The organism is Microcystis sp. M049S2 (assembly GCF_020245625.1).
GTDB lineage: Bacteria > Cyanobacteriota > Cyanobacteriia > Cyanobacteriales > Microcystaceae > Microcystis > Microcystis ichthyoblabe_A.
In genome coordinates this window covers 1-14,038 of record NZ_JADBUN010000082.1, presented here as the reverse complement: position 1 = coordinate 14,038, position 14,038 = coordinate 1, and the positions used below count along the sequence as shown (strand labels likewise).

General features: G+C 43.1%; 13 protein-coding genes. 11 read left to right on the top strand and 2 right to left on the bottom strand.

Annotated elements, in window-relative coordinates; all coding sequences use genetic code 11:
- Nucleotides 1–439 precede the first annotated feature (439 nt).
- The 7 genes from gvpC (at nucleotide 440) to IM496_RS06940 (ending at nucleotide 5,329) form a co-directional block, all read left to right on the top strand.
- A complete protein-coding gene (gvpC, locus tag IM496_RS06970) occupies nucleotides 440–1,078 on the top strand; it encodes a gas vesicle protein GvpC (protein ID WP_104395504.1) in 639 nt (212 codons plus the stop codon).
- Nucleotides 1,079–1,709: 631 nt separating this feature from the next.
- Nucleotides 1,710–2,750 (top strand): gas vesicle protein GvpN, encoded by a 1,041-nt coding sequence (gvpN, locus tag IM496_RS06965; protein ID WP_194015443.1) that lies wholly within the window; start codon nucleotides 1,710–1,712, stop codon nucleotides 2,748–2,750.
- A 29-nt stretch (nucleotides 2,751–2,779) separates the two neighbouring features.
- On the top strand, nucleotides 2,780–3,190 hold the full coding sequence (locus IM496_RS06960) for a gas vesicle protein (protein ID WP_002796982.1): 411 nt from the start codon (nucleotides 2,780–2,782) through the stop codon (nucleotides 3,188–3,190).
- Entirely contained in the window at nucleotides 3,147–3,455 is a 309-nt protein-coding gene (locus IM496_RS06955; protein ID WP_002803843.1) for a hypothetical protein, read from the top strand. Before IM496_RS06960 ends, IM496_RS06955 begins: the two co-directional genes overlap by 44 nt.
- A gap of 375 nt (nucleotides 3,456–3,830) precedes the next feature.
- Nucleotides 3,831–4,304, top strand: coding sequence for a gas vesicle protein K (locus IM496_RS06950; protein ID WP_104395505.1), 474 nt, complete (start codon nucleotides 3,831–3,833; stop codon nucleotides 4,302–4,304).
- A gap of 15 nt (nucleotides 4,305–4,319) precedes the next feature.
- Complete coding sequence (gvpF, locus tag IM496_RS06945) at nucleotides 4,320–5,054, top strand: gas vesicle protein GvpF (protein WP_104395506.1); 735 nt, start codon at nucleotides 4,320–4,322, stop codon at nucleotides 5,052–5,054.
- Between the two features lie 14 nt (nucleotides 5,055–5,068).
- On the top strand, nucleotides 5,069–5,329 hold the full coding sequence (locus IM496_RS06940) for a gas vesicle protein GvpG (RefSeq protein WP_104395507.1): 261 nt from the start codon (nucleotides 5,069–5,071) through the stop codon (nucleotides 5,327–5,329).
- Nucleotides 5,330–5,479: 150 nt separating this feature from the next.
- Here the strand turns inward: IM496_RS06940 and IM496_RS06935 are convergent, their stop codons facing one another.
- Nucleotides 5,480–5,812 carry a gas vesicle protein gene (locus tag IM496_RS06935; protein WP_002755304.1) on the bottom strand — a complete coding sequence of 111 codons (333 nt, stop codon included), beginning with the start codon at nucleotides 5,810–5,812 and terminating at the stop codon, nucleotides 5,480–5,482.
- A gap of 92 nt (nucleotides 5,813–5,904) precedes the next feature.
- On the opposite strand from IM496_RS06935, the gene IM496_RS06930 reads away from it, so the two are divergent.
- The 3 genes from IM496_RS06930 to IM496_RS06920 all read left to right on the top strand — a co-directional run bounded on the left by IM496_RS06930 (nucleotide 5,905) and on the right by IM496_RS06920 (nucleotide 10,429).
- Nucleotides 5,905–6,588 (top strand): GvpL/GvpF family gas vesicle protein, encoded by a 684-nt coding sequence (locus IM496_RS06930; protein ID WP_194015448.1) that lies wholly within the window; start codon nucleotides 5,905–5,907, stop codon nucleotides 6,586–6,588.
- Between the two features lie 12 nt (nucleotides 6,589–6,600).
- Complete coding sequence (locus IM496_RS06925; RefSeq protein WP_194015450.1) at nucleotides 6,601–8,502, top strand: ArsA family ATPase; 1,902 nt, start codon at nucleotides 6,601–6,603, stop codon at nucleotides 8,500–8,502.
- A gap of 82 nt (nucleotides 8,503–8,584) precedes the next feature.
- Nucleotides 8,585–10,429: an AAA family ATPase gene (locus IM496_RS06920; RefSeq protein WP_194015452.1), complete on the top strand. Its 1,845-nt coding sequence runs from the start codon at nucleotides 8,585–8,587 to the stop codon at nucleotides 10,427–10,429.
- 112 nt (nucleotides 10,430–10,541) lie between these two features.
- Here the strand turns inward: IM496_RS06920 and IM496_RS06915 are convergent, their stop codons facing one another.
- Nucleotides 10,542–12,107 (bottom strand): B12-binding domain-containing radical SAM protein, encoded by a 1,566-nt coding sequence (locus tag IM496_RS06915; RefSeq protein WP_016516779.1) that lies wholly within the window; start codon nucleotides 12,105–12,107, stop codon nucleotides 10,542–10,544.
- Nucleotides 12,108–12,781: 674 nt separating this feature from the next.
- Between IM496_RS06915 and IM496_RS06910 the strand changes: the two genes are divergently transcribed.
- Nucleotides 12,782–13,882, top strand: a complete 1,101-nt coding sequence (locus tag IM496_RS06910; protein WP_194015454.1) for an alkene reductase — start codon at nucleotides 12,782–12,784, stop codon at nucleotides 13,880–13,882.
- Nucleotides 13,883–14,038: the final 156 nt, after the last annotated feature.

The window sequence follows — 14,038 nt, the reverse complement described above, 5'->3', positions numbered from 1 at the left end:
ATTGATCCCAGATTTTCCTATCTGCTGAGTGAAAACCCGACTGGGTTTTCCAGATCCTCGGCTTTTCTTTAAATCCCTATTGAGTTTAGTTACCCCTCTCTTGGGGCGCAATGGTCTATGATTGACAAGGTTGGCACGGCAACGGATAGCAAAAACAAAGCTAGACCCATACAAGTTATTTTTGTAACCGTGATTTTGACCTTTGTAGCTAGGTTTACCGTCTATCGCCAGAATGTAAAGCTGACTATTTTTCTGAGTAGAAAGCCATTTTGGGGGTGGGAGGTTGCGCCCCTCAGTCTGGGGTGGTCCCCTACCTCAACTTTGGGATGATAAGAAAAGTCGAAATCTGCTGTCTCTCCCCCCAGTCTCCGTGAAGGTTTTTCTAACGGGTGATTGGGTCAAATCCATTCCATAGTATTTAGTAATTGAGGACAACCCCATGCCTGCTCTCATGGAACAGTTCCGCCAGGATCGTTTATCGATTGCTGAAGAAGTAGCTAAACTCTCGCGAGAAGTACAATCTTTTCTGTTGGATGTCAAAACTGAAAGACAAAAACAAGCGCAAGAACAGGCAACTGCTTTGCGCCAATCTTTCCAAAAAGTTCAACAGGAAAGCCACTTGTTCTTAACAGCTACCCAAAAACAGCGTTTAGCTCAAGCGGAAAAGCAAAAAGAGGATTTACGTCAATTTCAAGAACAACGTTTAGCGGAAGCCAAACGGCTAGACAACGACTTACGTCAACAGCGTCTAGATCGAGCCAAACAGCTAAAGGACGATTTAAGTCAATTCCAAGAACAACGTTTAGCAGCAGCAAAACAGCTGGAGAACGACTTACGTCAACAGCATCTAGATCGAGCTAAACAGCTGAAAGAGGATTTAAGTCAATTCCAAGAACAGCGTTTAGCGGCAGCGAAACAGCTAGAGGACGACTTACGCCAACTTCATCTAGATCGAGCTAAACAGGTGAAGGATGATTTAAGTCAATTTCAAGAACGACGTTTAGCTGAAGCGAAACAGCTAAAAGACGAATTGCGTCAATTTCGTCAAGATTTGTCTATCTACGTTTTTGGCAAATAAATCTCTAGGTTAATTCCAACCCACTTAACCCTAGGGCTAGAGTAAAAACCCTCTAGTCCCTTTTCCTGGCTAAACTAGACGACTATCTGAGAATACAACAATAAGCCTTTGGTTTTCAATCTACCATGCTGATACTGCTTTTCTAAGTTTCTAGACTCAACCTAGGAGTGTCGGGTTCCTATCTAGTCCTATCTAGGTCTCTGGTAAATTAAAAAGTATGATAAAGCTTCACTCAGTCTATAGTTAATGTCGTGATTAGTAGTCTTTTATTGACAAAGGAGGTAAGGGAAAAGGACTGCATCTGGGCTTATCATTGTTTAAGTCTTGATAAAGTAATCTAGACAAGAATTTTAGACCCTTAGCCCTTTGACTAATGAATCTCCTAAAAATACCTTCAGAATCAAGGTTCTAGAGCTAATTGGTGACAGTTCCTAATCTTTTGGGATATTATATATTATGAGGTAAGCCTTAAAAGTCAAAGCCGATTAAACTTCTTGCCGTAAAATTCGGGTGACACAAGCGTCCTTGCCTACTCGGTTATTGAGGGGAAACCTAAACAGGCGGTTGTTAGCTCAAAAATGCCCGTCCGCTTCAGGCGGGGATTATCAATAGTATTTACTAGATTTCAACTATGACATTTACTGAAACTCAAACAAGAAGAGCCGTCCTCTGCCTTCGCCCTGGCCAATTTGTTGTTACGCCTTCGATTGATCAAGTTGCCACTCGCGCCTTACGTTATCTAAACGCTGGTTTTTCCATCCATCTATGTGGTCCGGCAGGAACGGGAAAAACCACCTTGGCAATGCACCTGGCCAATTGTTTAGCCAGACCTGTGATGCTAATCTTTGGCGATGATGACTTTACCAGTTCCGATTTAATTGGTAGCCAGTCTGGCTACACCCATAAAAAACTGATGGATAACTATATCCACAGCGTTCTCAAGGTTGAAGACGAGCTAAAACACAATTGGGTGGATTCTCGGTTAACAATGGCCTGTCGAGAAGGGTTTACCCTAGTTTATGATGAGTTCAATCGTTCTCGGCCTGAGGTCAACAACGTTTTACTCTCTGCCTTGGAAGAAAAAATTCTCACCCTGCCGCCCACTAGCCATCAACCCGATTACCTACAAGTAAATTCTCAGTTTCGGGCAATTTTCACCTCCAACCCAGAAGAATACTGTGGGGTTCATGCCACCCAAGATGCTTTAATGGATCGGTTGGTAACTATCAATATGCCTGAACCGGACCAACTGACTCAGACAGAAATTCTTGCCCAAAAAACGGGAATTGGTCGAGAAGATGCTTTATTTATTGTCAACCTTGTCAAAACCTTTCGTGTGAAAACTGCGACTGAAAAAACGTCGGGTTTGCGCTCTTGTTTAATGATTGCTAAAGTCTGCGCCTCTCACGATATTGCGGCCAACTCTGCTGACTCGGACTTCCGTGATATCTGCGCCGATGTTCTGTTGTCCCGCACCAATTTATCTGTTGATAAGTCAAGAGCGATTTTATGGGAAATCCTCGAGGACAATCCGTTAGAATCCTTATCCTTTATAGAGGAAACGGAGCCTTCCGATGCCCAAGCGTCAACTCCTGAGCCTTCGACAGGAAATCAATCGTTAAAAGCCATTCAATCTTTACTGCGAGGCAACTTGCCCCAGCGAAAAGACTAATTTTATACTCTTATTGAGTGAAACCAACCGTGACTTCTTCCACTTTTGCTGGCTCGCTCAAAAACCAGTCAAGCAACTCCCTAAAAACAGCAACTCAAGGTTCGAGTTTAGCGGATATACTCGAACGAGTTTTAGATAAAGGAATTGTAATTGCCGGCGATATTTCCGTTTCGATCGCCTCCACTGAACTTATAAATATCCGCATTCGTTTGTTAATTGCCTCTGTTGATAAAGCCAGGGAAATGGGAATCAACTGGTGGGAAGGAGACCCCTACCTCCATAGCCAATCCCAAGCTTTACTAGCAGAAAATCGGGAACTTTCGCTCCGACTCCAAACCCTGGAAACTGAGCTTGAAACCCTAAAATCCTTAAGCCAATTGAGTGCAATAGAGAGCCATGATACCAGTCCGAACGATGAAGCACATTCCTCAGATGCGTGAAATTCCTCACCTGAATCCTCAAAGGTTAGGAAATTTACACGAGACGATTGCTCCCCTTGATAAAGCTAGGGAAACTGCGATTAACAGCTTGCAAGGTTATCCCTACCTCCCTAGCCAAGGCCAAGCTTTATTCGCAGAAAACCTGGAACTTTCACGCCGACTTCAAACCTTAAAATCCTTAACTAAATGGAGTGTAATGGAGAGACGTGATGGCAGTCCCAACGATCAAGCACATTCCTCGTATATATTGAAATTCCTCAATTGAGTCCTCAAACGGTCAAGAAGTTTACAGCAGTTAACGATTGCCTCTGTTGATAGAGCAAGGGAGATGGCAATTAATGGGTGGGCAAGTGACTCCTATCTCTATAGCCAATCCCAAGCCTTATCAACAGAAACCCCAGCAGCTAAACTTTAAGCCTTAAAATCCCTACCCCAATCGGGGGCAATCGAGGGCTACAATACCAGTTAAAATAATCAAGCACATTCCTCCTGTCGGGTAAATTCGTCACTAGAATCTTCACAGGGCGGCAGGAAGTTGACATTGCTTGGTTACATCATTTTTTCCCTCAGATAAAATTTCTTGGCCAAGCCCCCCACTAGAGACTCACCCTCAAGAACTCCTCATTTACCAACTCCAACCATGACACTTGCTTGCACACCTTACGATTCTGATAATCAAGCCTTGCTGACCCCTCCAGAAAGTAATAGCCAAGCTGGTTTAGCCCCTTTACTGTTAACTGTTGTGGAACTGGTACGCCAATTGCTCGAAGCCCAAATCATTCGCCGGATGGAAAAAGGGGTTCTCAGTGAGTCTGATTTAGATAGGGCTGCAGAAAGTATACAAAAATTGCAAGAACAAATTCTCCATTTGTGTGAAATTTTTGAGGTTGAGCCAGAAGATTTAAATGTCCACCTAGGAGAGTTTGGCACTCTTTTACCGGAAGCGGGGAGTTATTACCCGGGAGAGGAGGGTATTAAGCCTTCTGTGTTAGAATTAGTGGATAGACTTCTCAATACAGGAGTTGTTGTGGAAGGAAATGTTGATCTGGGTTTAGCTCAATTAGATCTAATTCATCTAAAGCTTCGTTTGGTTTTAACTTCTCAGCCGGTTTAATTTGGGAGAATACTGATGACAGTGGGTCTTTATTTATATGGCATATTTCCCGAACCAGTTCCTGACGGACTGGTTTTGCAGGGGATTGATAATGAGCCGGTTCACAGTGAGATGATTGATGGTTTTAGTTTTCTCTACTCCGCTGCTCATAAAGAGAAGTATTTGGCATCCCGTCGCTATTTAATTTGCCATGAAAAAGTATTAGAAACTGTCATGGAAGCAGGGTTTACAACGTTGTTGCCCCTGCGGTTTGGCTTAGTTATCAAAACCTGGGAATCTGTCACCGAACAACTAATTACTCCCTATAAAACCCAACTGAAAGAATTATTTGCTAAACTGTCAGGACAACGAGAGGTTAGCATTAAGATTTTTTGGGATAATCAGTGGGAATTACAAGCGGCTTTGGAGTCTAATCCTAAGTTAAAACAAGAACGGGATGCGATGATGGGGAAAAACTTAAATATGGAAGAAATTATCCATATAGGTCAACTCATTGAAGCCACTGTATTGCAACGGAAACAAGACATTATTCAAGTCTTTAGAGACCAATTAAATCATCGAGCCCAAGAGGTGATTGAAAGCGATCCGATGACCGATGACATGATTTACAATGCAGCTTATTTAATTCCCTGGGAGCAAGAGCCGGAATTTAGCCAAAACGTTGAAGCGATCGATCAGCAGTTTGGTGATCGCCTAAGGATTCGCTATAACAATTTAACTGCACCCTATACCTTTGCCCAACTTATCTAAGGAGATTATCAGTTATGTTTCTCGATCTTTTACTTCTTCCTGTTACCGGCCCTATTGGTGGTCTGATCTGGATTGGGGAAAAAATTCAAGAGCGTGCAGATATAGAATATGATGAGGCGGAAAATTTGCACAAATTATTATTATCCCTACAACTATCTTACGATATGGGTAATATTTCTGAGGAGGAGTTTGAAATTCGGGAAGAAGAACTTTTATTAAAAATTCAAGCCTTAGAAGAAGAGGCGGCAGAAAACGAAGCTGAATCTTCTATCTAAAATTTTTCTATACTTCGCAGTTTCAGAACTGGCAATCTTTGCCACCAGATAGATCATGAACAAAATCACAAACTGTAAGCTTAGTAAGGGCGGATTTGACAAGCTCAAGAACTCGTTGAAGCTTGGTCAGAACTAGCCCTTGGTTAAGCCTTAATATTCTAGGTAAAAAGTTTGGAAATTACTGGAATTATTAGAGGAGTGAGCAACAGTTTTGGGGGAATCAGGTTTTTTAGCTACACTAGGAGGGTTAGCTGTACGCAAATTTTGAATACTTTGTTCTGTAGTCTCAATTTGCTCTGTCACAAACGTGAGACGGTTTTTTAATTGCTGAAGCTGCCGCTCCATCATTTCTAATTTTTCTTGGATACGTTGTTTTTCAGTAATTAACTTATAAAGCTCAAGTTGGTGATCTGCTTCAGATTGTTTCCGAGGCATGGTGCTAATTTTAGATCTAATTGGTCTGGGTGGACGAGTGGTTGTCATAACAATCCCTGAATAACTTAGAATATTCTAGCATATCAACGCCCCAATATAAAAACTCGTAAAAAATCGTCAATTTTCTTTTAGTAAACCCTATGAAATTGTACAATCTATATACTTACGCTTTTTTGAAAACCCCCATAGAAAGCCTAAAATTACCGGTTGGAATGGCTAACCCATTGTTACTGATAACTGGTGGAGATCTCTCGGCCGTAGTCGAACCCGAAGTTTGTTTAGACACTTTACAAAATGATGATGAACGCTTGATTCAATCGGTTTTATGTCATGATCGAGTCATCTGTGAATTATTTCAACAAACCACTATTTTACCCTTACGTTTTGGCACATCTTTTTTAGAGGCAGAAAATTTACTGACTCATCTTTGTTCTCATGCCCAAGAATATCAAGAAAAAATTGAAGAACTTGAGGGAAAAGGAGAATATCTTTTAAAATGTATTCCCCGTAAGTCAGAGGAGCCTGTACTCTCTTCTGAAAGCAAGGGCAGACAATATTTTTTAGCCAAAAAACAGCATTATGAAGCCCAACAGGATTTTTATACTTTGCAAGGTTCAGAATGGCAAAATCTCGGGCATTTAGTCACCCAAAGCTATCCGTCAACGAGGATTATTACTGCTCCGGGGACAGAATCACGAATTTATCTTTTAGTTAATTTTCAAGAAGAACCTTTACTAATCGAGCAAGTCTTGCATTGGCAGAAAGCTTGCCCCCGTTGGGAATTACAATTAGGACAAGTTTCTCCCCCCTATCACTTTACTTAACTTGATTTCTCTATGACTAACTTTAACTTGGTAAATAACGCTCTAAGTTGCTATGACACTCGACATTTAGTTATGTTTAGTGGCAAAGGAGGAGTGGGAAAAACCACCCTTTCCTGTGGATTTGCTCGCCGTTGGGCCAAATTATTTCCCGAGGAACAAATCCTGTTAATCTCAACCGATCCTGCTCATTCTTTAGGGGATGTATTGCAAACAGAAGTTAGCGATCAAGCATCACCTGTAAAAGACTTACCCAACTTAAAAGTTAGGGCATTAGATGCGGAAAAATTGCTCTTAGAATTTAAAGAAAAATACGGAAAATTTTTAGAACTTTTAGTAGAACGGGGCAGTTTTGTTGAAGGAGAAGATTTAACTCCTGTTTGGGATTTAGACTGGCCAGGTTTAGATGAAATCATGGGTCTATTAGAAATTCAACGATTACTAATAGAGAATGTTGTAGATCGAATTGTTGTTGATATGGCTCCCTCTGGTCATACCTTGAATTTATTGGGGATTAAAGACTTTTTAGAGATTATTTTAAATTCTTTAGAGTTGTTTCAAGAAAAACATCGTGTTATTTCGCAAACTTTTTCAAAAACCTACAATGCCGATGATGTGGATGACTTTTTAGTCAAAACACAAGCAGAATTAACCGAAGGCAAACGAATCCTACAAGATCGGGATTTTACCCTTTGTTTAATTGTGGCAATTGCCGAACCGATGAGTTTATTAGAAACCGAACGATTACTCAATAGTTTGCATCACTTAAATATTCCCTGCGGCAGATTATTTATTAATCGCATTCTAACAGACCCTAATCAAAATTTAGATCGCTACAGTGAGCAACAGCAACTCCTCGATAAATTCCTAAAAATTCCAGGTCAAGAGACAATTTTCACCCTGCCCCAACAGGCAAAAGAACCCCTAGGAGGTGAAGCATTAGATCAGATCATGAGTCAAATTGAAATTATCGAAAAAGTAGAATTTATGGCCCCGCCTCCTATTCAATGGCCGCAAAAAATTCTGCCGAGTTTTAGTGATTTTATTGACGACAAACGCCAACTCATTATCATTGGTGGCAAGGGGGGAGTGGGAAAAACCACGGTTGCCGCGGCCATTGGTTGGGCGTTAGCTAATCGTCATCCCGATCAAAAAATTAGAATTATTTCTATTGATCCGGCTCATTCTTTGGGAGATGCCTTTGGGACAAAATTAGGACATCAATCCACACAATTAACTGCTAATTTAAGTGGTCAAGAAGTTGATGCTAATATCGTTTTAGAAAAATTTCGGGATGATTATTTATGGGAACTGGCAGAAATGATTAGTGGTGAAGGTAAGGAAGAAGGGAATATCAAACTAGCTTATACTCCAGAAGCTTGGCGGCAAATTGTCGCTCAATCTCTGCCAGGAATTGATGAAATGTTGTCCCTAGTAAAAGTAATGGAGTTATTAGACCAGAAACAACAAGATTTGATTATTTTAGATACGGCTCCTACCGGTCATCTCCTGCGATTTTTAGAAATGCCAACGGCTTTAGGAGATTGGTTAAGTTGGATTTTTAAGCTTTGGATGAAGTATCAAGATGTCTTAGGGCGTGTAGATTTAATGGGACGATTGCGAATCTTAAGACAACAGGTGATGTCTGCCCAGAAAAAACTCAAAGACCCCCAACATACAGAATTTATTGGAGTTTTGCAAGCCCAAGATGCCATCGTTGCCGAACAACTGCGATTGACAGCATCTTTGAAAAAAAAGGGAGTCTATCAACGTTACGTCGTGCAGAATCGTTATCATGCTAATGAGGAAATTGATCGGGATTTATTCCCAGATCAAACTTTGATCCGCTTACCCAGTTTACCTCGGTCTGTAGAACCTCTAGCCCGGGTCAAAGCCGCGGCAGATCTGTTATTTTAAAGGTAATTAGTCTTTAAAGTCGGACTTCTTAACCCCATCTATCACCCAGTCCCCATCCTTCACTTGACTCAGGAGAAATTTTATGGTAGAACTATTCAAAGGCTTTGAGCAATTAGTCGAACTGGCTAAAACCTTAGAGGAAAAACTGGAAAAAGGGGAAATTAAAACCGAAGTGCAGTTTAACTCTCGTTCCTTGAGTAACATCCCCCGTGCTGGCGGTATTCCCCGTTCAGGGGGAGTTTCTCGCCCGAGCAATTCTGGTGGGGATGATTTTGAGGTGAATCGCAATCGCGATACCCCCACCGATTCAGGGGTTGAAGACAGTGTGACACCGCCCGAAGGACCGACCACGGCTTCCCTGAAAGATGTTGGTGGCTTGGCGGAAGTGATTAAAGAACTCAAGGAACTAATTGCCATTCCTCTGAAACGCCCCGACTTATTGGCCAAGTTAGGACTTGAACCCACTCGCGGCGTTCTCTTAGTCGGCCCCCCTGGAACCGGTAAAACCCTGACTGCCCGTGCTTTGTCCGAAGAACTGGGTGTTAACTATATTGCCTTAGTCGGACCAGAGGTGATCAGCAAATATTATGGGGAGGCTGAGCAAAAACTGCGGGGAATTTTTGAGAAAGCCAGTAAGAATGCGCCTTGTATCGTTTTTATTGACGAAATTGATAGCATGGCACCCGATCGTAGTAAAGTTGAAGGGGAAGTAGAAAAAAGACTGGTGGCCCAATTGCTGGGTTTAATGGATGGTTTTGCCCAAAGTCAAGGGGTGATTGTTCTAGCGGCGACAAACCGTCCCGACCATCTTGACCCTGCCCTCCGTCGCCCCGGACGGTTTGACCGAGAAGTCCTCTTTCGGGTGCCTGACCGCAAGGGCCGTTTAGAAATCCTGCAAATTCTCACCCGTTCCATGCCCCTAGATGAATCAGTTTCCTTAGATCTGATTGCCGATAATGCGGTGGGATTTGTCGGGTCAGATTTAAAAGCCGTTTGCCAGAAAGCGGCCTATAGTGCTTTGCGGCGGCAGGTTCCTACGATTGACTCGCAAATTCCAGAAACAATGACGGTGGTCCAAGCCGACTTTTTGCAAGCCCTGAAAGAGGTTAAACCGGCGGTGTTGCGCTCTGTGGAAGTGGAGTCTCCCCATGTGGACTGGGACAATATTGGCGGACTTGAACAGATTAAACAAACCCTACAGGAGTCTGTGGAAGGAGCATTACTCCATCCGCAATTATATACGCAAACCAAAGCCCAAGCTCCCAAAGGTATTTTACTTTGGGGTCCCCCCGGAACGGGAAAAACCTTATTGGCCAAAGCGGTTGCATCTCAGGCGCGAGCTAATTTTATCAGTATTAATGGACCTGAGCTTTTGAGTAAATGGGTGGGGGCGAGTGAACAGGCGGTGCGTGAGTTGTTTGCCAAAGCTCGTCAGGCAGCCCCTTGTGTGGTTTTTATTGATGAAATTGATACTTTAGCACCGGCAAGAGGTCGTTATAGTGGAGATTCAGGCGTGAGTGACCGGGTTGTGGGACAAATCCTCACGGAGTTAGATGGGTTGCAAACGGGGGCAACGATTTTAGTGATTGGAGCCACTAATCGCCCAGATGCGTTAGATCCAGCCTTATTGCGAGCGGGGCGGTTAGATTTACAGTTAAAAGTTGATTTACCGAATGCCTCTAGTCGTTTAGCAATTCTCGGGGTCCATAATGATGAACGTCCTTTAGAGGATGTGGATTTAGGCTATTGGGCCGAGGCAACCGAAGGCTGGAATGGTGCAGATTTAGCGTTATTATGTAACCAAGCGGCACTGATGGCAATTCGTCGTTATCGCCATCAGGGAATGACTGACCCGGCTGATATTCGCATTACAACGGCTGATTTTAATCATGCTTACCAACTGTTGGTTGAACAGCGTGCCAATTGATTTTTTTTCCCCCTTACTTAAAGTAAGGGGGGAGAATCTCAACTCAGGAAAACCATCCTAAAAAGAAAAATTTGCCAAAATGTCTGCATTGACTGTTCTTCGGCGCTATTGTCTAGCTTTTGAGCGTTTTTTCCAGCTGGGCTACCCTTGCTTTCTGTTGCTTCAAATCGGCTAGTTGTTTTAGTAATTGTTCTCTGACTTCATAGCGATAGGCAAAAAAATGCTCACCTATCCCTAGGGTCGCTAGATACTCTTCTAGCAGACGGGGCTTGACCCAGGCAATCACTGCCAGTTGCCACCAGAAACGGAAGCGCGTCGGTCGGACAATCCCCTGCCGCCAGAGCAAGGAGCGGAACAATTGCCACTGTTGCCCATCTAATTTACGGTTCGATTTGCCGCGCCATCCCCCCATGATCATGAAATGGTTGAAGGTTCGTTTCAGGTAGTTAACAGGATCATAGATTTCCCAGAAAGCATCGATGTATTCTTCGGTAATCTCTTCCACCGGGCGAGTTGGCTCAAAGTTCATCATCGCTCCCTGATGGAAAGTACCCATGCCATCCACCAGACGACCTTCCTGTTGCAGGCGATTCCACAGGGCGGTATTTTGCAGGGCCTGGAGCAGGCTAAACTGCCCTTGGGGAATACTCGCCTCCATAATAAAATCTTTGATCCGCTGCCCTGCGCCTGGTTTCTCATTGTCAAAACCGATAATGAAGCCAGACATAATCTGCAGCCCCATGCGGGTAATTTTGTGACAGGATTCGATCAGGGATTGGCGGGTGTTTTGAACCTTGTTAATGCCCATTAAGCTATCGGTATCTGGTGTCTCAATCCCCATAAACACCAGCATAAAGCCGGCCTTGACCATTAGCTCGATCAGTTCGCTGTCTTCGGCCAGATTAAGGGAAGCTTCCGTAATCAGTTTAAAGGGATACTGGTGTTGCTCCATCCAGGGGATCAACTCCCGCAGAAACACCTTGGCATTCCGCTTATTGCCAATGAAGTTGTCATCCACAACAAAAATGTAGCGCCTCCAGCCCAGTTGATATAACGTCTCCAACTCAGCCAACATTTGTTCTGGGGTTTTGGTGCGAGGTTTGCGGCCATAGAGGTTGATGATGTCACAAAATTCGCATTGAAAGGGGCAACCGCGAGAAAACTGCACGGTAATCGCCAGATAGGCATCCAGATCTAGTAAATCATAGCGGGCGATCGGTGTCATGGTTACATCGGGTTTCTCACTGGCTCTAAAGACACCACTCGGTTCACCCCGCTCCAGGGCCGCCAGGAACAGAGGGATTGTCAGTTCTCCTTCATCGAGAATCAGGTAATCTGCCCCAGCTTTTTGGGCAACTTCTGGATAGGAGGTGGGGTAAGGCCCGCCTACAGCCACTTTTTTACCCAACTGCAACCCTTTGGCAATCAATTCTTGAAAGTCCTTTTTCTGAATGATCATGGCGGAGATGATTACCAAATCGCACCACTCCCAATCCGAAGCTGTTTCTAATCGGACATTGCGATCAACAAACCGGATTTCCCAATCCGATGGTAACAGGGCTGCCACCGTAATTAAACCTAGGGGCGGATTGGTTGATCTTAAACCGGCTAGATCTAAAGTCTCTTGATAGGACCAAAAGGAGTTGGGCATCAGCGGCCACAGTAATAGGGCTTTCATTCAGGTGTCTCCAATGAAGAAGCTATATGCTTTACATACTAGCCACAAAGCCCAAGTCGATCAAGACTTTTTTAACATCTTTTTTTACTAATAAATTAGTTCTAAATAAATTGTGAAAAAATAGCTATTTTTTGGAGATTAGCACAATTAAATGAACTATGCTTGCTAAAAACTCGTGTTTTCCCATTTTTATCAACGCAATCTAGAGGCTGTTTGCCTCTTTTGGGTATTGTTGGGTAGGTTTACTAAAAAATGCTGATTCTGAAAAACCCTCTTAAAATTCGCAAGCACCGAATAGTAAGGGTTTTGTTTCAGTCACTAGGAAGTCTATTTGATCGGTAAAACACCAGTTACTACACATCTCGACAATGACTATTTCTGGTCAGATAAACATAAGCGTAATTACACTATTTTATACCGAACCATCATGAATCAACCACCAGAAAACATAGTTTATATCTCTTTAATTTTGGAAGATGAATAAATTAGATAACTGGTAATTATAGTCATATTTATGACCAAGATAAATTATACTCAGCTAGTTGATTCGATTAATTCTCCTCACTTAGGAGAGGGACAATCTCGCAGATAGACAGTCAATCATCCTGGGGTGTGATTGTCCGGTTTTAACTAATTGCGGTAAAATTAACCTAAATTCTCTATCGGCAAATTCGATGACTTCCTTCACTACTTCCCTGGCTCTTTTAAGTCAATTTAAATTGGGAGATTTAAACCTAGAAAATCGTCTTGTGCTTGCTCCCATGACGCGAGCGCGAGCGGGAGAAAAACGTCTTGCTAATGAGATAATGGCCGAGTATTACCGGCAAAGGGCCAGCGCAGGATTAATGATTACGGAAGCGACGGTAATTTCTCCCCAAGCTAACGGTTGGCAAAATACCCCCGGTATCTACACCGATGAACAAGCGCAAGCATGGCAAATGGTGACTAAAATCGCCCAAAGAAAAGGAACACCAATTTTTTGTCAATTGTGGCACTGTGGTCGCGCTTCTCATTCTAGTTTTCAGGAAAATGGGGCTTTACCCGTTGCCCCTTCCGCAATTAGGATTAAGGGGGAGTTGCATACACCCATAGGCAAACAGCCCTACGAGATCCCTAGAGCCTTAGAAACCGAGGAAATCCCCACAATTGTCGCCGATTACCGCCAAGCCGCTCAGAGGGCAAAATTAGCGGGGTTTGATGGCATAGAAATTCACGGGGCTAATGGTTATTTAATCGATACTTTTCTACAATCGGCCACTAATCAGCGTCAGGATAAGTACGGAGGCAGTTTGGCAAATCGTTATCGTTTTTTGCAGGAAGTGGTCGAGGCAATTTTAACTGTTTTTCCCAGTCATCGGGTGGGGGTGCGTCTGTCTCCCAATGGAGTTTATAATGACATGGGTTCCGAGGATTTTCGAGAAACTTTTCTCTATATTGCCCAAAGATTAAATGAGTACAATTTAGCTTATTTGCATCTGCTAGATGGCTTGGCTTTTGGTTTTCATGAAAAGGGTCAACCGATGCTTTTATCCGAGTTTCGGGCTGTTTTTAATAGTGCATTAATCGGCAATTGTGGTTATACAAAAGAAACTGCTGAAGCCGCTATTCAGTTAGGAGATGCGGATTTAATTGCTTTCGGTCGCCCCTATATCAGTAATCCCGATTTGGTGGAAAGATTCGCCAATAATTGGCCTCTTAATCCCGATGCTGAGATGAAAGATTGGTATTCCTTTGACAAGGAAGGTTATATCGATTTTCCCAGTTATAAACCCTAGTTAAGTAGCTGGTTATAAATGAACTACCCCGCCGCAAGCGGACGGGGTATCAGAATCAAAATAGACTCAATTGTAGATTTTGGTGTAGCTGCAGGTATTCTTGGCTTTTCGTTACTTGGTATGGTTCGATAGGGTGGCATAAATCGACTAAATCCT